Genomic DNA, 23,134 nt, shown 5'->3' on the forward strand with positions numbered 1-23,134 from the left:
ATTAATAGACATCATAATTTAAAAGGAGTGTTTCAAGTGAGTAAGAAAACAATGGGCATTCATCATATTACTGCTATTGTAGGCCATCCACAGGAGAATGTTGATTTTTATGCAGGTGTGTTAGGTTTGCGCTTAGTGAAACAAACGGTAAACTTTGATGACCCTGGCACATATCATCTCTATTTCGGAGATGGAGGAGGAAAACCGGGAACCATCATCACCTTCTTCCCTTGGGCTGGAGCTCGTCAAGGGACAATCGGTGACGGTCAAGTAGGAGTTACCTCATATGTAGTTCCTAAAGACGCCATGGGATTTTGGGAAAATAGATTAGAAAAGTTCAAAGTATCTTTTACAAAAATGGAACGATTCGGCGAGCAATATTTAGAATTTGATGATCCACACGGTCTTCACCTTGAAATTGTTGAAAGAGAAGAAGGAGAAGTAAATAATTGGAGCTTTAACGGGGTAACACCAGAAGTTGCCATCAAAGGTTTTGGCGGGGCAACTCTATTATCATCACAGCCTAATAAAACGGCAGATTTATTAGAAAATGTTATGGGCCTTGAACTCGTAGGTAAAGAAGGAGATTTCGCCCGTTACCGCTCTTCAGCTGATATCGGAAATGTCATTGACCTAAAATTATCGTCGATTGGGCGCGGAAGAATGGGTGTGGGAACTGTACATCATATCGCTTGGCGTGCTAGTGATGACCAGGATCAATTGGAATGGCAAAAGTATGTTGCAGCCAATGGTTATGGTGTCACTCCAGTACAGGATCGAAATTACTTTAATGCCATTTATTTTAGAGAACATGGTGAAATCCTATTTGAAATTGCAACAGATCCTCCAGGCTTTGCCCATGATGAATCCGTAGCGACAATGGGAGAAAAGTTAATGCTTCCTGCACAGTATGAACCACATAGAGAACAAATTGAGCGTGGATTGCTGCCATTTAAAGTAAGAGAATTAGACTGATTTTACGAAAGGGAATGATTTCTTTGCTTTCAATTGATCCAGCTTCATTGTCTGAAAGAGAAAATTATAAATTTCTAATCGGCAGTATTATTCCAAGACCGATAGCGTTTGTTACCACGCTTTCGAAGGATGGAATAATAAATGGCGCACCTTTTAGTTATTTTAATATTGTTTCCTCAAATCCTCCGATGATTTCGTTATCGATTCAGCGAAGAGAGGGGCAGCAAAAAGATACAGCGAGAAATATGATCGCGTCAAAAGAATTTGTGATTCACATCGTAGATGAACAAAATGTTGAAAAGATTAATCAAACAGCAGCAAGTCTACCTCCTCACCAAAGTGAAATAGAACTTGCTCAACTAACGCCAGTAGAAAGCGCGAAGATCTCTGTACCAGGTATAAAAGAAGCCAAAATTCGAATGGAATGCCTTTTAGAGCATTCCCTTGAATTAGGCGGAGTGGATTCACCAGGGTGTGATCTTTTAATAGGGAGAATTGTTCAGTTTCATATCGAAAAGGACATATACGATAAAGGAAGAATTGATCCTAGGGGATTAGCAGCTGTAAGCAGATTGGCTGGTACCAACTATGCAAAAATTGGCGAGCTGTTTTCCATCGAAAGACCTAAATAATAAATCCGAAAAATCCTGAGGTGAAACGGAGGAGAAACAATGCAAAAAACGTCAGGCATCCATCATATCACGGCGATGGTCAATGATGCCCAAAGGAATATCGACTTTTATGCTGGTGTGCTTGGTTTAAGGCTAATTAAAAAAACCATCAACTTTGATCGTCATGAAGTGTATCATCTTTATTTTGGAAATGAAACGGGCAACCCAGGAACGGTCATAACCTTCTTTCCTTGGGAAAAACAATTAAAAGGTCGCATTGGAACTGGTCAAGTAGGTGTAACAGGTTACCTTATTCCAAAGGGCTCCATTCCATTTTGGGAGAATCGGTTTAAAAAGTTCAATATTGAATATCGTTCATCCGTTCGATTTGGAGAAAAATATATCAAATTTAATGACCCAGACGGTTTGATGCTTGAACTAGTTGAAAGAGATGAAGGACCTATCAATCATTGGAGTATTGGCGGGGTTCAAGCAGAAAATGCGATTAAAGGGTTTAGCGGTGCGATTCTTTACTCTGCTCAGCCGCATAAAACAACAGATGTACTAGAAAATGTAATGGGATTAGAATGCATTGGTCAAGAAGGTGATTATCTAAGATTTAAGGCAGAAGGAATTCTTGGAAACACAGTGGATATTCAGCTGAATCCATCTGTCCGCGGTTTAATGGGTGCAGGTACTGTTCACCATATTGCTTGGAGGGCAAAGGATGAAGAAGATTTACTCAGCTGGAGATCACTTCTTCAAGACAAAGGATACTATCCAACGGAAATTCGAGATCGAAACTATTTTAAAGCAGTGTATTTTCATGAAGAAGGGGGCATCCTTTTCGAAATAGCTACCGACCCACCAGGCTTTTCGGTGGATGAACCGGTCGCTGAACTTGGGAAAAAATTAATGTTACCTTCTTGGCTAGAGTCAAAAAGAAAAGAATTAGAAGAAACCTTACCACCTGTAGAGGTTCAAGTTCTGGAGGGAGATAAATAATGAAACATATATTCAATAAGGGACAAAATCCAAAAAAGCCAACCTTTCTTATGCTGCATGGAACAGGAGGCAATGAATTAGACCTGCTGCCACTTGCAGGAATGATTGATGATGAGGCAAATGTCTTAAGTGTTCGCGGGAATGTATTAGAAAATGGAATGCCGCGATTTTTCCGCAGATTAGCAGAAGGTATCTTTGATGAGGAAGATCTAATTTTTCGAACAAAAGAATTAAACGAGTTTTTAGATGAAGCCGCTGAAAAGTATGATTTTGACCGCGATAATATTCTTGCTATAGGTTACTCAAATGGAGCAAATATTGCTGCTAGTTTATTATTTCACTATCAACATTCATTAAAGGGTGCAATTCTTCATCATCCAATGGTGCCGCGAAAAGGAATGGACTTACCTGATTTAACTGGGAAATCAGTATTTATTGCAGCTGGGACGAATGACCCGATTTGTTCTCCTATGGAATCTACAGAGCTTCAGTCTTTATTAGAAAAGGCAAAGGCGAAGGTGGAACTCCATTGGGAAAATAGAGGCCATCAATTAACTAGTCAAGAAGTAGAAGCAGCTTCAACTTGGTATCGACAACATTTTATTACTAAATAATATAACTTAAAGGGGAATAACGAAAATGTTAAAAAATGAAATTGGAGCAATTATTTTACGAATTACATTAGGAGCACTATTTTTTATTCATGGGGTTGTAAAGTTTCAAGGTGGAATTGAAAATATAGCAGGCTGGTTTGAAAGTCTTGGCTTACCAGGGGTTACCGCATATGGAGTGGCATTACTCGAAATTATTGGGGGTATCCTATTAATTATTGGATTGGCAACAAGACTAGTATCTGCATTGTTTGCATTATTAATGATTGGAGCAACATTAAAAGTAAAATTAGCAATTGGTTTATTAGGAAACGGTCAAATGGCAGGATATGAGTTAGATTTAGCATTTTTAGCTATAGCCATCTACCTAGCAATCAATGGAAGCAAGCTATTATCAGTTGGTCAAATGATTTTTCAAAAGGATTCAAATGAGTTAAAAAGAGCTGTTTAATAATGATGAATGAGATTTTTAAAAGAAAGAAATAATAGGTGGTGTTAAAAATGGGTTTCTTATCGAGATTATTTGGTAATACAACAGAAGAGGAGGCAGAAAAAATGACAAATGTAAAACTGGCAGTAATTTATTACAGCATGGGTGGAACAAACTATCAATTATCAAAATGGGCAGAAGAAGGTGCAAAAGAGGCAGGTGCTGAAGTAAAAGTATTAAAAGTACCTGAGCTTGCTCCGCAATCAGCTATCGAAGGGAATCCCGTTTGGAAAGCACATGTAGATGCAACAAAAGATGTGCCAGAAGTGAAATTAGAAGACCTAGAATGGGCAGATGCGATTATTTTCAGTGTTCCTACTCGCTTCGGTAACATGCCAGCACAAATGAAACAATTCCTAGATACAACTGGTGGTCTCTGGTTTAATGGAAAGCTAATGAATAAGGTTGTAAGTGCAATGACTTCCGCACAAAATCCTCACGGCGGTCAAGAGGCAACTATTTTATCACTTTATACATCCATGTATCATTGGGGTGCAATCGTTGCTGCTCCTGGTTATACTGATCCAGTAACATTCGGAGCTGGCGGTAACCCATATGGAACAAGTGTTACGGTTGGTCAGGACGGTAAAATGATTGAAGATGTTCAAGCAGCTGTAAAACATCAAGCGAAGCGTACAGTAACCGTTGCAGAATGGGTAAAAAAAGCAAACCAATAAGATCTTAAACAAACTAAAAAGCTAATCGAAGCCATTCGATTAGTTTTTTAGTTACATACAAAAATACTTTAAACCTCTAAAGAATAATAAATACAGAACAATGAAATAATAGGTAGGGAATTATGGTCAACAATCAGGTTTTTAGGAAACAATTTATAAATCTTGTTATGCTTACATTTTACAATAAAGGAGAATAACGATGACGAAACAGGAACCTTTATTTACGTCTTCTGCAACAGCTGTTGGGGGTAGACATGGAAGAGTGGAAACGGCTGAGGGTAATATAAAAATAGATTTAGCCATGCCAGGAACACCGAGAGCAAAGGAATTACCAAATGCCACAAATCCTGAACAATTGTTTGCTTGTGGTTACTCTGCTTGTTTTGATGGGGCTTTACAAAACATAGCGAGGCGAGAGCGTGTCAAATTTGATTCTGAAGTAACGGCAAATGTAAGTTTCTTAAAAGATGAAGAAGATCAAGGATTTAAAATTGCTGTAACGTTACAAGTAAAAGGACATGGGATTGAAAAAGGAAAATTAGAAGATCTTGTCCAAAAGGCACACGAATTCTGTCCTTATTCAAAAGCAACAAGAGGGAATATTGACGTAACTTTAGAGGTTGTAGAATAATGCTTTTCTGTTATTCAGACTGTCGTTAAGTATCAGGCGAAACGTACTGTTATGGTTGCTGAATGGGTGAAGAATGGAAAAATTGAAAGGGCTAATCGATACAATCGATTAGTTTTTGGAGGGTGTTTTTTGGAAAAGAAGCTGTTGAATTTACTTACTGCTTTGTGTATAGTTGCCCTGCCATTCTTATTTAAAGGTCCAAAAATGAGAGAAAATCTAGTTATATTTTTTTCAAAGGGGGTCATTGCAACTCTGCTCGATGCTTACGTAGTTGGTACCAAAAGACTTGAGTATCCTGTTCGTCCTTTCCCAAATATTTTCAAGACAAATATCATATATGACATACTGTTTTTCCCGCTTTTAAGTGTTATCTGGGTAAAACTTTCTTATAACGACCATTTAGGTAAAATACTTTTGAAAAGTTTACTATTTAGTGTTCCGATGAGTATCGGTCAATGGTACTTTGAAAAGAACTCAGGATTATTCAAATGGAAAAAATGGACACCTTATCATACTTTTTCAAGTGTGAATTTTACTTTGTTTACTATAAGAGGTTTAGTTGGATTGATAAAAAAATTAGATAAATTAAAGAGTGCATAAACTTATAGAGAGCTAATCCAAAGGTGATAGAAGAAATGGGGGAGAATGAAATCACTAGTCTAATTTTAGATAATCCGAAAATTGGGGAAGATGCATTTGAACTAATATGGGAGAACACCAATGATGCTATTTTTTTAATTGGTCAAGATGGAGCTATTCTTCAGGCAAATCCAACTTTTAAAGAAATGCTAGGCTGGACAATCGAGGAAATGAAAGGACTGACCCTCCCGCCATCTTTGCATAATATGACGAAAGAACAGCAGAATGCATTTTTAAATAAACTACGAGATGGAGAAAATGTTAATTATAGTCTTACAAAAAGAAGATGCAAAGATGGGGAAATCCTTGATATCCTTGCAACCTACCGTGCGATTAACAAGGGTGAGATTCTTGCTGTAGGTATGTATAAAGACTTTACAGAACAAATGGAAATTCAGAGGAAGCTTGAGGAAAGTGAAGTCTGTTATCGTAATCTTGTTGAATTCTTACCTGATGCAGTGATTGTTCAAAACAAACATCATATTGTCCTTGTAAATCCTGCAGGTGTAAAGCTTTTAGGACAAGAAAGTTCGAAGTTCTTGATTGGCAGATCGATTTGGGAGTTTATTGATTCGGAAAACAGAGAAAGTGTGGATTCCAAATTAAAAGAAATGGTGGAAAAAAATGATGGAGATAAACCGGAGCCTATCGAAGAAAGATTGATTCGATGGGACAATAAGGAGTTTTTTGCAGAAATTACAGCTATCCCCATGGTTTTTAACGGAGAATCGGTCATGCAAATTCTAATCAAGGATATAACAGATAGAAAAAAGTTTGAGACAGAGTTGGAAAATTTGGCCTTCTATGATTCTCTTACTGGGCTCAGGAATAGACGAAGCTTCCATGATTTGTTAGAGATGTCGATTGAAACCGCTAATAAAAAGGGAGAACAGCTAGCATTATTGTATATGGATTTGGACAAATTCAAAGAAGTAAATGATACTTTTGGGCATGAAATAGGTGATGAGCTTCTGAAACAGTTCTCTAATAGATTAATAAATAATGTAAGGGGAAATAGTGTTCTTGGACGTATAGGCGGCGATGAATTTTTAATTCTGTTAAAGGATATTAAAAGTTCCAGAAATGTTGAAAAAATTGCACAGAGGCTGTATAAAGCACTTCAGCAGCCTTATCAAATTAAGGAACATTATATTAAAACAACAGCGAGTATTGGAATCTCTATTTACCCTATGGATGGAACGAGAGGCGAAAAGTTAATAAAATATGCAGACCAAGCTCTATATGTAGCTAAAGAAACGAGAAACCAACTAAAATATTATAGTTAGGCTAACGCTTTTCAAATCTTATGAATTTCTAAGATTTGAGAAGCTTTTTTTGACAATAAAATTTATTTCGAATACAATTATCTCGAATTAAAAATACTTAATGAAATTAAAGGTAAGAAAGAGTTGGAGCATATAGCAGAAGAAATCCTGTTATAAATTCCAACTTTTTGTTTTGGATGAAAGAAATAAAGCTCGAAATTCAGATAAGGAGTGATAGAATTGATTCAACTTTATCCTGCAGGTACACGCTACACAGTAAAAAATGAATGGCTGGAAAGCAATTTAAGTTTTTCTTTTGGAGAGTATTATGACACTTCCAATATACGATTTGGTCCACTGCGTGTCTTTAACGACGACACCGTCCAAGCTGGACGCGGCTTTGGAATTCATCCGCATCGCGAAGCTGAAATTGTTTCTATTGTCTTAAAAGGGAAGCTTAAACATGAAGACAACTTAGGTAACTCGGGAATTATCAATTATGGAAATATACAGCGAATAAGTGCTGGAACGGGAGTGCTTCATTCTGAATTTAACGCTTCCAATGATGAGGAAGTCAGATTTTTACAGCTTTGGTTTTCACCGAATGAAAAACAGTTAACACCGTCCTATGAAGATATTTCATATGATGTTGAACAATTAGAAAATAACTTATTGCCCGTAATCTCTCATACTGCCTCCGAAGGGGTGGCAGGTATCCATCAAGATTTAACCCTTTATTTATCAAAGTTAGATGGAAGGAAGAACTTAAACTTTCAACAGGAAGCGGGCAGGAGGATTTATGTCTTTACGATAGAAGGATAAATTTCAATTAATGGAGATACTGTTTTAAAGTCCCAGGATGCGGCCCGGATCACGGAAAATCATGAAATTACCATTCAGGGAAATCAAGATAGTTTCTTTTTAATAATTGATTTACCAGGGGGTGACTTCTGATGTTGATGATTCGTCACTCTGTAGGCAGCCGATTGCTATGTCAAACTACGAATTACCTTATTGAAAAGCAAGCCGATTGTTGGCTCATTTCCTTACCTGTTGATGAAGAAACGGCTACGATTGTTTTAGATTTTCAGGATGAGTTAAATATATTTGTAACAAAGGAAAACGAAAAGACTTGGTATTACTCCTCTGATGCAAAGATGAATTACCAACCTGAGGATAAACAATTGGTGATTCTTGCTGATCATAAAACGGTATATCCGATTCATTAATTAACTATATTACTTAGAATAAATATAATTTGTCTGATCGGATTATAATTCCATAGACTTTTTTATTAGTTATATAAAAATCAGGAAAAATCTACTAAGCTTGTTTAATTGACAAGAATACTAGACTAATATATTATTAATTCGAGATATACAAATTAAATATAATGAAATTAAAGATAAAAAGGAGATTTAAATATAATGAATGTATTAGTAGTTAAAGCAAATAATCGTCCAGCTTCAGAAGCTGTATCAAGTAAAATGTATGAAACTTTTATGGAGAACTTAGAAGGTGCGAATGTCACAACTTTCGATGTTTTTGCTGAAGATATGCCTTACTTTGGCCAAGAATTATTTAACGCTTTCGGTAAAGTTGAATCAGGTGAAGAAATGACAGACTTAGAAAAACGTCTTCTTGCTGCAAAACAAAAAGCAATGGATGCTCTTACAGCAGCTGACTTGGTTGTATTCGCATTCCCATTATGGAACTTAACAATCCCAGCACCTTTACAAACATTCATCGATTATGTATACCAAGCTGGTTTCACTTTCAAATACGATGAAAATGGTCAAGCAGTACAATTAATGACACACAAAAAAGCGATTATCCTAAGTGCACGCGGCGGCGTTTATTCAACACCGGAAGCAGCACCAATGGAAATGTCTGCAACTTATATTAAAAACGTAGTTGGCGGCGTATTCGGTATGGAAATCATTGACGAAGTTATTATTGAAGGTCATGCTGCAATGCCAGCTCAAGCTGAAACGATTATTGCTGAAGGATTAGAAAAAGTAAAAGAAGCTGCAAAGAAACTATCACCAGTCGCAGTATAATAATGAAGTAAACAAAGAGAAAGGCGCTTGGAAAATTCAAGCGCCTTTCTTTTTATCTTTTACTCGAAGTGTCTATTAATATTTAGACATATATTGAGGAGGGCGCTAACTAACTTTTCTTCATTCCCATAAAAACGTGTAGATGGGAGCGGAATGGAGACTGCACTCCGATTTCCCAATCGATCTACTACAAATGCCCCGACTGCACATATTCCTTCAATATGCTCTTCTCTTGAAAAGGCAACTCCCTCTTTACGAACAGTTTCTAACTCCTTTAACAGATCATCCCGATTCGTAATGGTTTTATCCGTGTATCGTTTTAGCTCTTTCGGCAGCAGGTTTTCAACCTCAGCTATTGGCAGGGAAGCCAGAATGGATTTTCCGTTTGCAGTGCAATGCAATGGAAAAGAAGCACCAGGCTGTGATGTTGCTTGCAAGGGATGTGCCGCGATAATTTGATCAACAAACAGAACCTTACCGTTATCTAATACAGATAGGTCGACCGTTTCATTGATCATATTAGAAAGCTGAATTAAAAATGGTCTAATTTCTTCTCTTAAATCACTATGTACAGCGCCAGCAAGCCTTGCAATCTCAGGTCCAAGGCGAAATCCGCTATTAGCAGAAGCTGCAGTAACAAGGTTTTCTTGCTCTAATGCGGCTACTATTCTTTGGACGGTAGACCTAGCCAGGTCTACTTCATTCGAAATTTGTGAAAGGCTTAATCCTTTTGGATGCTCTCTAAGTGTTCGCAGTATTTTAGCTGCACGCGTAATAACTTGAATACTAGATGTTTTATTTTGACTTTGATCATTTATGTTCAAGACATTAATACTCCTTCCTTAACTCAATCTCTTATAAAAAATATTAATATAAAAATTTGATGATAAGTAGATTCATTCAATTTCAGCAAATACCGAAACGACATACATATAGTTATAATAACAAAATTTTGAAGAAAGAATAATTGACAGGTTCTTTTATAATAAATTATACTGAATATAACCACAATACGATACAAGTGTATCGCATAGTGGTTAATCATTGAGATTATATCTTTGTTAATACAAATAATAATAAATATGAAACCGAAATAATGGGGAAGTCAGTTGGAAGGGGAGCGGCATAAATGAAAAAGAAATTCGGGTTTGCTATTGTAGGAACTGGTCTTATTAGTACCACGCATTATGAGCAAATTTCAGCGATTGAAGGGGCAAAAGTGGTTGCTGTTTACTCCCGTAAGGAAGAAAATGCAAAATCACTAGCGGAAACAGCAGGTGCAGATTGGTATACAGATTATCAAGAAATGCTAAAGAGAGAAGATATTGATATTGTATCGATTATTACACCAAGCGGCACTCATGCTGACATGGCGATAGTGGCTGCTCGGGCAGGAAAGCATGTAATTGTTGAAAAGCCAATGGATATTTCCCTTGAGAAAGCTCAGCAAATGATTGATGTATGCCGTGAACAACAAGTTAAATTAAGTGTTATTTCACAACATCGCTTTGATGCTTCAGCTGTGAAGATTAAAGATGATATTGATTCAGGACGATTTGGAAAAATGGTCCTTGGCCAAGCCTCTGTGAATTGGTACCGGTCTCAAAGCTACTATGATACTAGTAAATGGCGGGGAACAATAAAAATGGATGGAGGCGGCGTATTAATCAATCAGGCCATTCATACCATCGATTTATTTCAGTATTTCATGGGAGAGGTCGAAAGTGTATACGCACATACCGCCATATTAGCTCATGAAGGAATTGAAGTGGAGGATGTGGCTGTTGCCACGGTGAAATTTAAAAATGGCGGGTTAGGAACCATTGTTGGAACTACAGCTGCTTATCCAGGCCTGTCAGCCCGCTTAGAGATTATCGGAACAAATGGCACAGCTGTGATTGAGAATGATCAATTACTGAAGCATTATTTACGAAATCCAAATAATGAAACAGAAGCTATCAACTTAGCTGATATTGAAAATCATAATGGAGGAGATCGTGATCATGCGTCTGTTGATCCTTCAGCACTTGATGGTGCCTCCCATCGTTTACAGTTTATCGATTTGATAAATGCCATACAGGAGGATAGAGAACCGCTTGTGAATGGTGAAGAGGGTTTAAAACCACTAAAAACCATATTAGCTATTTATCAATCTGCACGGACAGGACAACCTATACAAATCGATGATTATTAACAAAGTTTAAATATCTCAACTACAAAAACAACCCATTTTTTAGCAGGATAGACGAACTAAAACCCGAATAATGGAAAAATAAAATTATCCCTTATTCGGGTTTTTTGTGTCTAATGAACTGAGGTCGTATTATTTCTAACCCATTGTAGGAATTTACATTAACACTTTCATTTTCGACTTAAAAAGTATTTATTGAATAAGGATTGAAAATTCTGGGGTTACTACATATATACTTACCAAAAGAGCTTAATACCAATTGTTTTAAAAAGAAAAATGTATCTAGGTTACTTTTTATATTCCTGTCATTTTTCGTTAGAATAACATATTTAAAATACAAAAAACGCGAGGTAATTAAAGTGAACTTGTTAGAATCTAAAGTTATCCAAACAAAGTTAGAAAAAGAAATATTTATTGATCAAAGCTCAAACATTGAAATAAAGATATTTCAATTTCTTGAAAAGGACTTACCCTACTATGAATTTATGGTTGGGTTAGAGTTTCTTCGTATAAGGGAAAATGAGTATTATGGAGCTGAAAAAAAGTATTTTGGTATACGCTTTACAGATCAATCTTTAATCATTTTTGAACCGGATAAATATAGTATTTTTGCCACAAAAAACGAACAGGAAAAAAAAGCAGTTACGGAATTAATTATGTATGTATTAACTAAATCCTCTATTTTTAAAGATTTGGTATCGACCATGGTTAATAATCTTCAACATGAAAATGTAGTTTGTGAAAAGGAAGAAAATGAAGTTGATACAAAACAGGTACAGTTAGAAAAATTGTTAAATGTACAAATTGAAAATGTTAAGTTTCATATCGAAATGAAAGCTTAAGCATTGAGGAACATTATACCAAAGTCAATTTAAATATGTGGGGGTATAGAAATGCCCAAAATCACAGTTCTTGGATATGGAACTTTTGAAGTTGAAAAAGGGAGAAAGCTGGTACTAGCATTAGAAGACAACGGTGTAAATATTCTCCACCAATGTGGAGGAAAAGCAAAATGTACAACTTGTAGAGTAGAAATAATGGCCGGTGAATTGTGCGTCGAAACAACTACTGAAAAAAACGCCTTTAATAAGAAGGGAATTTACGATGATAATTTACGACTGGCTTGTCAAGTTCGAATAGATGGAGATGTAGAAATTATCCCAATTATGACGGTGGAAAATTCCGGAATGGAACCAGGGCCAAGACCAGATGAAGGACATGATAAATTGTAATGATGTTAAATAAAATCAAAAGTAAAATTATGGGCGACAGCTATTAATCATAATGAAAAAAGCATTACTAGATAAAAATAAAGGATGTCTACAATGACAAACAATTTATATGATAAAGGAAATTTGAAAAATCTTAGTAGACTTAAAAAATTAGCGCCAGAACAGCTGCAAGCTTTCTCGGAATTTAATAACGCAGTTATGATAGAGGGAGCCCTTAGTAAAAAGGAAAAAGAAATCATAGCGGTTGCAATTGCCCATGTAACGGAATGCCCTTATTGTATTGATTCACATACACGTCGTGCAAAAGCAGAGGGAGCATCACTAGAAGAATTAGTAGAAGCAGTCTTTGTTGTAGCAGGAGTAGAAGCAGGTGGAGTAGTAACCCATAGTACACATATACATAATGCGATGGACCCAGAAGCAGATGATTCCCTTTATCGACGATCTAACCTTAAGAACCTTGTAAAATTAAATAAATTTGCTCCTCAAGGCTTTAGGAGTTATTCTGCGTTTAGTAGAACAGCGTTGAAGGAAGGAAAATTGAGTGGGAAGTTTAAAGAAATCATTGCTGTGGCAGTTGCTCATGCTTCTCAATGTCCATATTGTATTGATGTCCATACGAAAAATGCAGTAAAGCTTGGAAGTACAAATGAAGAGCTTGGTGAAGCAGTAATGGTTACTTCCGCATTACTTGCAGGAGGAGCGTATGCTCATCTCGCAAATTTAATTCAAAGCTATGGTGATTAACAAGAAGGGATGAAAAGACCTCTCCATTTCAATGATGAGGTCTTTTCATTTTATAACCATTTCTCTGCCCATGCCTCTAAAGTTTGAAGCGATCGACCAAGTTCTGACCCTTTTTTTGTTAATGAATATTCTGTCCGTATAGGACGGTCGGCAATAACATTTCTTAATACAATTCCACAGTCCTCAAGCTCTTTCATCCGTTCATTTAAAACTCTTTTACTTAAGTCTGGTATATATGAATGGATTTCACTAAATCGTTTTGGTTCTGCCATTAATGCGTGTATAATCAAGCCCATCCATTTCTTTCCCATAATATGATAGCACTCTTCAACCTTGCTGCATACTTTGTTTTCTATATCCATCTATAAACACCCCTAAGGTTACTTGGTTATTAATAATAACTTTATTTCAATAATAGCAAAATCAAAAATGAAAATAAAGTATTACTGGAACAAAATTACCAAATAAATAAAATTTGTTCTTATTTGTTCACGAGTTTGACACATACAAATTGACAGGTAAAGTTATAAAAGTTATTATGGTTACATAAAGTTACCTAGTGATAAATATGTAAAGGGATTTTTATGTTTAAGCAAATAAAACTAGGTTGTGGTGGCGAAAAATAAGGGGAAGTATATGCATTATTTTTTTTGTAAAATATCTCGAATTAAAGATTTTTGAATTCGAGAAATAATGTAAATGGAATAAATTTATTTAAAAAACATTTTTAACAATAAATGGAGGGATTAAGAATGGATAGAAATTTATCAATGGAACTTGTTCGAGTAACGGAGGCTGCAGCACTGGCTGCTGGACGGTGGTTTGGGCAGAGGTAAGAAAGAAGAAGCGGAGGCTGCAGCTACACAAGCCATGAGGGATATGTTTAATTCTATAGAGATGAAAGGAACCGTTGTTATAGGGGAAGGGGAAATGGATGAAGCACCGATGTTATATATTGGCGAACAATTAGGAACATGTGATGGGACAGAAATTGATATTGCTGTAGACCCTTTGGAGGGAACCAATATTGTTGCTGCAGGTTCTTGGAATGCTCTTGCGGTCATTGCAGTTGCAGAGCATGGGAATTTATTACATGCTCCAGATATGTATATGGAAAAGATTGCAGTGGGTCCTGAATCAGCAGGGAAAATTGATATTAATGCACCTGTCATTGACAATTTAAAGGCCGTTGCAGCAGCAAAAAATAAAAACATCGAAGATCTAGTTGTGGCTATTTTGGATCGAGAAAGACATGAAAAAATGATTGAGGAAATCCGAATTTCGGGAGCAAGAATTAAGCTGATGCAAGACGGTGATATTGCTGCTGCAATCAATACAGCATTTGATAATACAGGTGTTGATATCATGCTTGGCTCTGGCGGTGCTCCTGAAGGGGTAATAGCAGCAGCTGCACTCAAGAGCTTGGGGGGAGACTTTCAAGGCAAGCTGATTCAACAAACGGAAGAAGAAAAAATCCGGTTAAATAAAATGGGCATTACCGATTTTAATAAAGTTTTATTAATGGATGATATCGTAAAAGGCGATGATGCCTATTTTGCTGCAACAGGTGTAACCAATGGGGAGCTTTTAAAAGGTGTGCAATATAAAGGGAAAATTGGAACAACACACTCCGTTGTTATGCGTGCAAAAACAGGGACAGTTCGATTTATTGAGGGAAAGCACAGTTTGGATCAAAAACGATAATCGTTTTTTGAACTATAGAAATGAGGGATTAAATTGGGGCAAAGTGCTAGTCAAAAAATGATAGAACCAGAGATGATCTCTTCTAATGCCAAGGTTAGACCATTTGGTTTTAGAGATAAATTTGGCTATATGTTTGGGGATTTTGGGAACGATTTCTTTTTTATTTTAGTAAGCTCATTCTTAATGGTTTATTATACCGATGTTTATGGAATCAGTGCAGCTTTTGTTGGTGTTCTCTTTTTAGTTGCACGTTTGTGGGATGCCATTGCTGATGTATGCTGGGGTCGCTTTATTGACACTAGAAAACCAAGTAAACATGGTAAATTTAAACCGTGGATTTTTAGAATGTCATTTCCTCTGGTTATTTCTGGAGTATTAATGTTCGTTCATATCCCTGGAATGTCAACCGGGTTTTATGAAGCATATGCTTTTGTCACTTACATCTTATGGGGAACGTTATATAGTACGGTCAATATTCCGTACGGTTCAATGGCCTCAGTTATTACCAATGATCCTTTGGAGCGTACATCTTTATCAACATACAGAACAATGGGTGCGATGTTGGCAAGTTTAATTATCAATGCAGTTGGACCTTTACTTATATTTGTGGACAATAAGGCAAGTGCAGATGGATTTCTAATGGCAGCTGTTATTTTTGGTATTCTATCATACGCGTGTTATCTAGCTTGTTATAAATTATCTACTGAACGGGTTGTTCTGCAGGAAAATAAAGGATCAAAAGCTAAGTTAGGTCATACAATTAAAGGGCTATTAAAAAATAAACCATTAATTGCAATCCTTGGAGCATCACTAATATTCATGATGAGTACGATGCTGATTGGTTCAGTTAACGTGTTTTTATTTAAAGATTACTTCAGCAATACTGCAGCATTAAGTATTGTAGGGATCATTCAAACTGTTGCCGTATTTGTTGCCATTCCCTTAGTAAAACCATTAGTGAACAGATTTGGTAAAAAGGAAACCACATCAATAGGAATGTTACTTGCAGCAGCTGTATATATTCTTTTATTCTTCCTTCCGAATTTAACCATGACTATATTTATTGCACTATCAGCTATAGGAATGTTTGGATATGCCTTCTTTAATACGATGATATGGGCATTTGTTACTGATGTCATTGATTACCATGAATTTTTAACTGGACTAAGAGAAGATGGGACGGTTTATTCATTCTATTCCTTTGCCCGCAAAGTTGGTCAAGCTATTGCCGGTGGAATCGGCGGTTTTGCCATTACAGCCATAGGCTACGATTCAAAGCATGAAGTACAAGCAGAGCGTACCTTGGAAGGAATCTATGCATTGGCTACCATTGTACCAGGAGTAATCTATTTATTGATATTCTTTATATTAATCTTTCTATATCCGTTATCTAAGCAACGTATGAAACAGCTTACTATAGATTTAACAGAACAAAGAAAATTATCTAAGTAAGGATTGCTATGTAAAAAGGGATGAGACCTAAGATGGTCATCCCTTTTTTGTTCTTTCCGCAAAGTATTAACCAGATTGCCGTACAATATGATCTGCTAGTCTTATAGCTAAGGCCGTATTTGATATCGTTGGACCAGCTGCTGTTAGAGTAGGAAGGACGCTATTATCAACAACAAATAATCCTTGCACTCCATGTACTTGCCCGTGGCGGTTTGTGGCAGATGTCGCGGGATCATCACCCATTCTGCATGTGCTAGCCTCATGCATATCGGCCCCTGGCGGCCGGAGTGATAGTGTGGACTCATCAAGAGTAATATTTGATTGCTGTTTCTTTTATCATTGAATTTTTAGAAAAAAAAGATAATAGTGATTAGATTCACTTTGGCAGTCTTCGATTGTTGGTAAACTTTGGTTAAAAGTTTGCTGACAGGAGGGAATGATTATTATTAAACTATTGGCTATTATTTCAGTTGCACTTACCTATATACTAATCGTGTTCGGAGGATATGTAGCTTCTTCGGAATCGGGAATGGGGTGTGGACCAGAGTGGCCATTATGTAATGGAGAGGTTATTCCTGTTTTAGAAAATGAGACACTTATAGAATTTGCGCATAGAGCCATAGGGCTTCTACTTGCCATTTTCGTAGGGATTCTTTTTGTCCTAATCAAACGGAATAAGAACAATAAAATACTCCAAACTGCAGGAAATTGTCTAATAAGTTTACTAACGTTACAGATATTAGCGGGGGCAGTGGTTGTTGTGTTGGACTTGCCAACGATTGTCATTACCGTTCATCTTCTTGTAGCCATGTTGTTCATGCTGGTCTTGTTATGGATTTATCGAACTGAAGCTAGTACTCGTATTAAAACAAAATTAAGTGACAACAGGAAATTAAAAATCGTTTTTCAGTTAAATGTATTGATTATCCTGCTTTTGTTAACCATGGGGTTTGGTGCATTTATTAAGCATGAATATTATGGATTGGCCTGCGATTGGCTAGATTGTAGAGAAACACTGCTGCCCGTAACGGCACCTGAAATCCTTCAATCCGGGCACCGTGTACTAGCGATAATTACTGCAGCATATACTATTTTCCTACTGTTTAAGGCTTATCTGAATAATTGGGGTCCGGGATTGAAAAGGCGTTTATTACTTGCTGCTGCTGTGGTAGTAATCCAGATTTTAAGTGGTATCCTCACAATCATAACCAATATTAGCATCCCATGGGCAGTTGTCCACCTGGCAATAGGTACAGCTTTGTTTATGATAATTGCAGATACAAGACTAATAATGGGATTAATGATTACTAAGGTTACTGGAGAAACCTGGAAAGGTGATAAGGGACAACCTATTAACAAGTTATAGTCTAAAAGTTTTTCTAAAAAAATAGTAATAGGTACAAAAAAAGCTTTAGGATAAGGTTAACTTATTCTTGGCTTCTTTTTTTTGAAAAAATATATGAAGAAAACAATATGATTGACAAAGGTGTTATAAATTATTTAAACTCAATTTAACCAAATAGCAATACACGTGTACCACATAGTGGTTATAAATTCATTAAATTGTTGTATATGAAAATTTCTAAGCGAGATTTTTAAACATCTAAAAATTAGAAGTGGAAAGATATGTGGTTTGTTAGAATCGGAAACGAGGCTATTGCAAGTACAAAATAATCAGTATGACAATATACTTTATTGTTTTTGAAATAGGGGGCATTGGGGTGAATAAAACGAAATTATGGACAAAAGATTTTATTATCATGTCCGTTTCTACATTTTTTGGGGGTTTGACCTTTTATTTATTAATAACGACTTTAACCGTTTATGCGATTGAAGAATTTAACGCTTCACAAAGCATGGCGGGTCTTGCGTCTAGTATCTTTGTAGTGGGTGCACTAGTTTCACGTATTTTTGCTGGAAAATATATTGAGATTATTGGACGTAAAAAGATGCTTTATGGTGGATTATTTTTATTTTTGATTATGATGTTGTTATATTTTATTGTAGGAAACATGAACGTATTATTATTTATTCGTTTTATTCATGGAGCAGCGTTTGGGCTGTTTACCACAGTTATAGCAACAGTTATTACGGATATTATTCCGTATGAACGTCGAGGAGAAGGAATAAGCTATTTTTCATTAAGTATAACTCTTGCAATGGCAGTTGGCCCCTTCCTAGGTCTTTATATCAGCCAACAAGGAAGTTTTACGATCATATTTGCAGCTTGTACACTTTTTTCTCTCATAAGTACAATTATCGTATTATTTGTGCATATCCCTGAAGGACACCTCACAAAAGAACAGCTTGATGCGATGAAAGGCTTTAAGTTGAAAGATTTTTTCGAAATAAAGGCTGTTCCTATCGCTATCATTATTGCAATTATGGGTTTTGCTTACTCAGGTATTCTGTCATTTATGACTTCCTATGCAAAAGAAATAAATTTAATGGAGGCCGCAAGTTTCTTCTTTCTTATTTATGCTGTCTTCATCTTGATTTCAAGACCATTTACTGGACGGCTATTAGATAAAAAAGGGGATAACATTGTGATATATCCAGCGTTACTATTATTTGTGATCGGATTAGTCACTCTTAGCCAAGCCAACCAAGGATTCATTCTCCTTTTAGCAGGAGCACTAATTGGTCTTGGATATGGAACAATGAATTCTTGCTGTCAGGCTATTGCCATAAAGGAATCACCACGGCACCGAGTGGGGCTTGCAACCTCAACTTTTTTCGTGTTTATGGATTCTGGAGTAGGAGTTGGTCCTTTTCTATTAGGATTTATCATTCCTATAGTTGGTTTTCGGGGGTTGTATTTTACCTTGGCAGTGGTCGTATTTGCGAGCATTTTTTTGTACTATGTACTCCATGGAAAAAAGAAACGTACAGAAAACAATATCCTACAGGCGAGCTAGTATTAGAAGTTTTTTGAAAACAAAAAGGCACGTTTAAGGTGTCCAGTTGACGGGGAGCAAACATTAAATAGTAACCCATTTTGGAGGTTCAAATCGATACGGTTTAGTACCTCTTTAACTTCTGGGTGTATCAATAGTACTCTAGTATTTTACATTTTGAATTGCATTCAAAATCGCAGCATTCAATTAAAGTCGTAGTGGCTCTACTATTTGTTCACCATTTATCCCCGCGTAAATGGCATTTTTGTCGTTAATATGATGTCATGTACCTCTTTCTCATTGATTTGTTATTCATGAAAATTCCTCCATCTCGTGCAGTTCTTCCTCATTTTAACCGTTAAGCAAGTTCTTATTCCTTATTGGATTTAATGTTAAGAGTTTCAACCATTTAATATAAAATAATTAAGAAAGTAAAAACTTCCTTACCGGGCACATCGTCTATAGTTTAGGAAGGAGTGAAAGTAGTGGAAGAATTGATTATTGATGGATTTTTATCAGAAGATAAAGAACTCCTAATGGATGAGATTATGAATCAATACGGCCAGGAGATCTTACAGCTGACATATTCCTATGTTAATAATAAAGCGATTGCGGAGGATTTAACGCAGGATATCTTCGTTAAATGCTATAAAAGTCTCCATACATATAGCGGAAAATCTAAATTGAGGACCTGGCTGTGGCGGATTGCTATCAATCATTGTAAGGATTTCCATAGAAGCTGGTACAACAAAAATGTGGTCATTGCCGGTGAAGAAATACCCAGTAACGGCAGCAAAAAAGAGCTTGTGGAGCAGGCTGTAATCCAAAAAGAAGAAGATGATGAATTAATATCAGCCATTATGACGCTGCCGATTAAATATCGAGAAGTGATTTACCTATTTTACTATGAGGAGATGCCGCTTAAGGAAATCGCAATGGTGACGGACACAGGTGTTAATACTGTTAAGACTAGACTAAGGCGGGCCAAAGAACTTCTGAAAGAAAGATTGGAGGAATAGGTGTGGACGATCGCTTAAAGAATTTAAAGAAAATAATGGATAAAAGAACATTTACAGACTTGGAATTTTCAAACCAGCACCAAAAGGCAATACGAAAAAAAATAAACCAATTTGAAGTTAGTGATGATGAAATTCTTCTAGCAGTCATGCAACTACTTGTTCAAGAAAAAACCGGGCATGAATTAACGGTACTTCTTCGAGGACGGGGAATTCAGAAATTCGAGAATAATGAAGGTTTCTTATATACCCTGTTACATCGTTTAGAGCAGTCTGGCTGCATAGAAACCAACTGGAACGAATCGGGAGCTAAATATTATTGGTTAAAGGATAAAGGCAGGAAGTTATTAAACAAAGCTGAACAAAAGCGAACAAAACGACGTTTTGTATTTAAGGAATTGTTAGAGGGGTGAGTGATCATTGGCGAATAATAAAAAGCAGATTTTCATAAATGAGGTCACTGATCAAATTAAATCAAAGGAAGCAAAGGCATATGTCGCAAGAGAGTTGAGTTATCATTTAAAGGAAGCAAAAAATACATGGATGGAGAAAGGCTTATCAGAAGGTGAAGCGGAAGAAAAAGCCGTCGAACAAATGGGAAGCCCTACAAAACTGGGTATCCAGATGAACAAGCTTCATCGTCCAAAGGTAGATTGGTGGCTGGTAATCCTGCTAACCACAGCTTTAGGACTTAGTTTCTTGCCAATGGTATCTCTGGGTTATATGGAAGATTGGCACTATATTATTTACAAAATACTTATTGTCCTTATCGGCGTTACTGCAACAGTAGGGGTAATGCTGGGTGATTACCGTAAATGGAAAAAACTTGGCTGGCTATTTTACACAATAGGAATTTTGCTTCTAGTCATCTTAATGTTTTTCTCCAACGTTATGATTAATGGGATGCCGCTGTTAAAGCTTGGACCAATTACGATTGAAAGCCTGATGGCTTTACCGTTCCTTTATCTTGCCTGGGCTTCATTTTTTACCAATGAAAAGTTAAGGGTTTGGCAGTTTCTTTTATTGTTTCTCAGCCCGATACTTCTATTTCTTGCAGTAGCGAGTATTCCAACACTCTATCTATATTTTGTAATGGTATTCGTTATGCTTTGGTGGAGTAAGTATAGTAAAAAGGTTAAATGGCTGATTACAACAGGCACATTTAGCTTCATTTTAGTAATAGGTATTGTAGCTTGGCAATTCGTTAAGCCATATCAGATTGTAAGACTGCTGGCGCTTTTTGAGCCAGAAAAATATGCAGATGGTGCAGGATTCATGATCTTAAAGAGTCAGGAACTTATGACAAAAGCTGGCTGGTTTGGCTGGTTTGACGGGTTTGGACAACCTAGAATAAAAGAATTTATACCAGAAGCGCATACGAACTTTGTTTTTGTAAGCTTTACCTATTCTTACGGCTGGCTTTTTGGCGTTTTACTTGTCACGATTCTTCTGCTTTTTGCAGTTAGAATGATCGTCATTCATCCAAAAATCAAGGATTCCTATGGAAAGCTTCTTTTAATAGGCGGCGTTGCTCTTTATAGTATCCAGCTGCTAAGTAATATTGGAATGGTACTAGGATTCTTTCCGCTTACGACAATGTCGCTGCCATTTATCAGCTATGGTCTAATGCCGACTGTTCTTAATGCCATCCTAATAGGGGTTGTGTTAAGTGTATACCGACGAAAAGATTTGGTAGCTTTATAGTGACCGTGGACCCTGTATCTTGGGAGTTACGGTAACTATAGAGCCCTTATAATGACCGTGGGCCTGTATTTTTTGGGTTTTGGTCACTATAGAACCCTTATAGTGACCGTGGACCCTGTATCTTGTGGGTTTCGGTAACTATAGAGCCCTTATAGTGACTGTGAACCCTGTATCTTGTGGGTTTCGGTAACTATAGAGCCCTTATAGTGACTGTGAACCCTGCACTTTATTGGTTCCGGTAACTATAGAGCCCTTATAGTGACCGCGGACCCTGCACTTTATTGGTTCCGGTAACTATAGAGTCTTATAGTAACCTTTGCCACGTATTTTGTAAGAGCCCTTATTTGAGAGGGATCCAAATTTCAGAGTAATAATCAGGGCCAGATGGATTTCCATTTGAATAGACTTCTAAATCTGGAGTACCTGCATGTTCATAATGACTAGATGGAAACCATTCTGAGATGATTTGCTTCCAAACATTTTGCATGGCATCAGGCATGGCACCATGAACTTCAAATACTCCCCACTTTGAAGCAGGTATTTCGAGTTCCATAAGACCCTCTGGAGTATTGCCGGTATGTGCGGTTGCAATCCAGTAATCCATTAACGGAGAACCAGGTGCGCGTTTATCTACACATACCCCAAGTACACCTTTAATTAGACCATCATTTAACTGAAATAATAAATCATTTGTTCCATCTACATGGATATCATCCCACATTTTAGGAATCCCAGCTAAATTCTCCCCATTTTCGCAGGAAAACTCCCGCTTCACACCGACTACTTTAAAACTCTCTTTTTCCACAATTTTGTAATTCATAGGTTCTGCCCCTTTCAAGTTCACCTGAATAGTCAGGCGGTTATAAGATTTCAGCTTTCCCGCGTAATTACGTGCCTGACTAGGAGTGATGCCGTGCTGCCTGCGGAAAGCTTTTGAAAAAGATTCGGGAGTGTCATAGCCATATTTTAGGGCGACATCAATAATTTTACTTTCAGTTGTAGAAAGCTCTTGTGCTGCAAGTGTTAACCGTCTGCGCCGAAGATATTCACCAACAGTTATATCAGTAAGTACTGAAAAAATACGTTGAAAGTGAAACTCTGATACATTCGCTTGTTTAGCAATGTTTTCAATCGATATTTCTTCTAGTAAATGTTCCTCCATATAGTCTATAGCTTGTTGTAATGATTCTACCCATCCCATATCGCTCACTCCTTATGTACATCGTA

General features: G+C 36.8%; 25 protein-coding genes and 2 pseudogenes. 23 read left to right on the plus strand and 4 right to left on the minus strand.

Annotated elements, in window-relative coordinates:
* Positions 1 to 36 precede the first annotated feature (36 nt).
* The 12 genes and pseudogenes from QNH48_RS03770 to QNH48_RS03825 all read left to right on the plus strand — a co-directional run bounded on the left by QNH48_RS03770 (position 37) and on the right by QNH48_RS03825 (position 8,964).
* Positions 37 to 975 (plus strand): ring-cleaving dioxygenase, encoded by a 939-nt coding sequence (locus QNH48_RS03770; RefSeq protein ID WP_283953818.1) that lies wholly within the window; start codon positions 37 to 39, stop codon positions 973 to 975.
* Positions 976 to 998: 23 nt separating this feature from the next.
* Positions 999 to 1,607, plus strand: coding sequence for a flavin reductase family protein (locus QNH48_RS03775; protein WP_283955673.1), 609 nt, complete (start codon positions 999 to 1,001; stop codon positions 1,605 to 1,607).
* Positions 1,608 to 1,646: 39 nt separating this feature from the next.
* The gene (locus tag QNH48_RS03780) at positions 1,647 to 2,591 is read left to right on the plus strand and encodes a ring-cleaving dioxygenase (protein ID WP_283953819.1); all 945 of its coding nucleotides are present in this window, start codon (positions 1,647 to 1,649) and stop codon (positions 2,589 to 2,591) included.
* Positions 2,591 to 3,205: an alpha/beta hydrolase gene (locus QNH48_RS03785; RefSeq protein WP_283953820.1), complete on the plus strand. Its 615-nt coding sequence runs from the start codon at positions 2,591 to 2,593 to the stop codon at positions 3,203 to 3,205. Before QNH48_RS03780 ends, QNH48_RS03785 begins: the two co-directional genes overlap by 1 nt.
* A gap of 25 nt (positions 3,206 to 3,230) precedes the next feature.
* Positions 3,231 to 3,653 carry a DoxX family protein gene (locus tag QNH48_RS03790; protein WP_283953821.1) on the plus strand — a complete coding sequence of 141 codons (423 nt, stop codon included), beginning with the start codon at positions 3,231 to 3,233 and terminating at the stop codon, positions 3,651 to 3,653.
* Between the two features lie 50 nt (positions 3,654 to 3,703).
* Positions 3,704 to 4,369: an NAD(P)H:quinone oxidoreductase gene (gene wrbA / locus QNH48_RS03795; protein WP_283953822.1), complete on the plus strand. Its 666-nt coding sequence runs from the start codon at positions 3,704 to 3,706 to the stop codon at positions 4,367 to 4,369.
* Positions 4,370 to 4,568: 199 nt separating this feature from the next.
* Positions 4,569 to 5,000 (plus strand): organic hydroperoxide resistance protein, encoded by a 432-nt coding sequence (locus QNH48_RS03800; protein WP_283953823.1) that lies wholly within the window; start codon positions 4,569 to 4,571, stop codon positions 4,998 to 5,000.
* A gap of 129 nt (positions 5,001 to 5,129) precedes the next feature.
* Entirely contained in the window at positions 5,130 to 5,600 is a 471-nt protein-coding gene (locus QNH48_RS03805; RefSeq protein WP_283953824.1) for a CBO0543 family protein, read from the plus strand.
* A gap of 35 nt (positions 5,601 to 5,635) precedes the next feature.
* Positions 5,636 to 6,925, plus strand: coding sequence for a diguanylate cyclase domain-containing protein (locus QNH48_RS03810; RefSeq protein ID WP_283953825.1), 1,290 nt, complete (start codon positions 5,636 to 5,638; stop codon positions 6,923 to 6,925).
* Between the two features lie 219 nt (positions 6,926 to 7,144).
* Positions 7,145 to 7,858: pseudogene (locus tag QNH48_RS03815) on the plus strand (pirin family protein).
* Positions 7,858 to 8,133, plus strand: coding sequence for a hypothetical protein (locus tag QNH48_RS03820; protein ID WP_283953826.1), 276 nt, complete (start codon positions 7,858 to 7,860; stop codon positions 8,131 to 8,133). Before QNH48_RS03815 ends, QNH48_RS03820 begins: the two are co-directional and overlap by 1 nt.
* A 198-nt stretch (positions 8,134 to 8,331) precedes the next feature.
* A complete protein-coding gene (locus QNH48_RS03825) occupies positions 8,332 to 8,964 on the plus strand; it encodes an FMN-dependent NADH-azoreductase (RefSeq protein ID WP_283953827.1) in 633 nt (210 codons plus the stop codon).
* Positions 8,965 to 9,023: 59 nt separating this feature from the next.
* Here QNH48_RS03825 and QNH48_RS03830 read toward each other — a convergent pair whose 3' ends face one another.
* On the minus strand, positions 9,024 to 9,788 hold the full coding sequence (locus QNH48_RS03830) for an IclR family transcriptional regulator (protein WP_283953828.1): 765 nt from the start codon (positions 9,786 to 9,788) through the stop codon (positions 9,024 to 9,026).
* A gap of 305 nt (positions 9,789 to 10,093) precedes the next feature.
* On the opposite strand from QNH48_RS03830, the gene QNH48_RS03835 reads away from it, so the two are divergent.
* The 4 genes from QNH48_RS03835 to QNH48_RS03850 all read left to right on the plus strand — a co-directional run bounded on the left by QNH48_RS03835 (position 10,094) and on the right by QNH48_RS03850 (position 13,134).
* On the plus strand, positions 10,094 to 11,158 hold the full coding sequence (locus QNH48_RS03835) for a Gfo/Idh/MocA family protein (RefSeq protein ID WP_283953829.1): 1,065 nt from the start codon (positions 10,094 to 10,096) through the stop codon (positions 11,156 to 11,158).
* 356 nt (positions 11,159 to 11,514) lie between these two features.
* Positions 11,515 to 11,997 (plus strand): hypothetical protein, encoded by a 483-nt coding sequence (locus QNH48_RS03840; protein WP_283953830.1) that lies wholly within the window; start codon positions 11,515 to 11,517, stop codon positions 11,995 to 11,997.
* 51 nt (positions 11,998 to 12,048) lie between these two features.
* A complete protein-coding gene (locus QNH48_RS03845) occupies positions 12,049 to 12,387 on the plus strand; it encodes a 2Fe-2S iron-sulfur cluster-binding protein (RefSeq protein ID WP_283953831.1) in 339 nt (112 codons plus the stop codon).
* A gap of 93 nt (positions 12,388 to 12,480) precedes the next feature.
* Complete coding sequence (locus QNH48_RS03850; RefSeq protein ID WP_283953832.1) at positions 12,481 to 13,134, plus strand: carboxymuconolactone decarboxylase family protein; 654 nt, start codon at positions 12,481 to 12,483, stop codon at positions 13,132 to 13,134.
* 50 nt (positions 13,135 to 13,184) lie between these two features.
* Here the strand turns inward: QNH48_RS03850 and QNH48_RS03855 are convergent, their stop codons facing one another.
* Positions 13,185 to 13,496: a winged helix-turn-helix transcriptional regulator gene (locus QNH48_RS03855; protein WP_283953833.1), complete on the minus strand. Its 312-nt coding sequence runs from the start codon at positions 13,494 to 13,496 to the stop codon at positions 13,185 to 13,187.
* 390 nt (positions 13,497 to 13,886) lie between these two features.
* Between QNH48_RS03855 and glpX the strand changes: the two are divergent.
* Positions 13,887 to 14,838, plus strand: a pseudogene (glpX, locus tag QNH48_RS03860) (class II fructose-bisphosphatase).
* A gap of 57 nt (positions 14,839 to 14,895) precedes the next feature.
* Positions 14,896 to 16,290: an MFS transporter gene (locus QNH48_RS03865; RefSeq protein ID WP_283953834.1), complete on the plus strand. Its 1,395-nt coding sequence runs from the start codon at positions 14,896 to 14,898 to the stop codon at positions 16,288 to 16,290.
* A 66-nt stretch (positions 16,291 to 16,356) separates the two neighbouring features.
* Here QNH48_RS03865 and QNH48_RS03870 read toward each other — a convergent pair whose 3' ends face one another.
* The gene (locus QNH48_RS03870; RefSeq protein ID WP_349655115.1) at positions 16,357 to 16,557 is read right to left on the minus strand and encodes a GMC oxidoreductase; all 201 of its coding nucleotides are present in this window, start codon (positions 16,555 to 16,557) and stop codon (positions 16,357 to 16,359) included.
* Positions 16,558 to 16,726: 169 nt separating this feature from the next.
* Between QNH48_RS03870 and QNH48_RS03875 the strand changes: the two genes are divergently transcribed.
* The 5 genes from QNH48_RS03875 (at position 16,727) to QNH48_RS03895 (ending at position 21,907) form a co-directional block, all read left to right on the plus strand.
* Positions 16,727 to 17,656, plus strand: a complete 930-nt coding sequence (locus QNH48_RS03875) for a COX15/CtaA family protein (RefSeq protein ID WP_283953835.1) — start codon at positions 16,727 to 16,729, stop codon at positions 17,654 to 17,656.
* Between the two features lie 355 nt (positions 17,657 to 18,011).
* A complete protein-coding gene (locus tag QNH48_RS03880) occupies positions 18,012 to 19,208 on the plus strand; it encodes an MFS transporter (RefSeq protein ID WP_283953836.1) in 1,197 nt (398 codons plus the stop codon).
* Between the two features lie 464 nt (positions 19,209 to 19,672).
* The gene (locus QNH48_RS03885; RefSeq protein ID WP_283953837.1) at positions 19,673 to 20,206 is read left to right on the plus strand and encodes a sigma-70 family RNA polymerase sigma factor; all 534 of its coding nucleotides are present in this window, start codon (positions 19,673 to 19,675) and stop codon (positions 20,204 to 20,206) included.
* A 2-nt stretch (positions 20,207 to 20,208) separates the two neighbouring features.
* A complete protein-coding gene (locus QNH48_RS03890) occupies positions 20,209 to 20,616 on the plus strand; it encodes a PadR family transcriptional regulator (protein WP_283953838.1) in 408 nt (135 codons plus the stop codon).
* 7 nt (positions 20,617 to 20,623) lie between these two features.
* Positions 20,624 to 21,907, plus strand: coding sequence for an FtsW/RodA/SpoVE family cell cycle protein (locus QNH48_RS03895; RefSeq protein ID WP_283953839.1), 1,284 nt, complete (start codon positions 20,624 to 20,626; stop codon positions 21,905 to 21,907).
* 340 nt (positions 21,908 to 22,247) lie between these two features.
* Here the strand turns inward: QNH48_RS03895 and QNH48_RS03900 are convergent, their stop codons facing one another.
* The gene (locus tag QNH48_RS03900; protein WP_283953840.1) at positions 22,248 to 23,108 is read right to left on the minus strand and encodes an AraC family transcriptional regulator; all 861 of its coding nucleotides are present in this window, start codon (positions 23,106 to 23,108) and stop codon (positions 22,248 to 22,250) included.
* Positions 23,109 to 23,134 lie beyond the last annotated feature (26 nt).

This window comes from Neobacillus sp. YX16, from assembly GCF_030123505.1.
Taxonomy (GTDB): Bacteria; Bacillota; Bacilli; order Bacillales; family Cytobacillaceae; genus Neobacillus.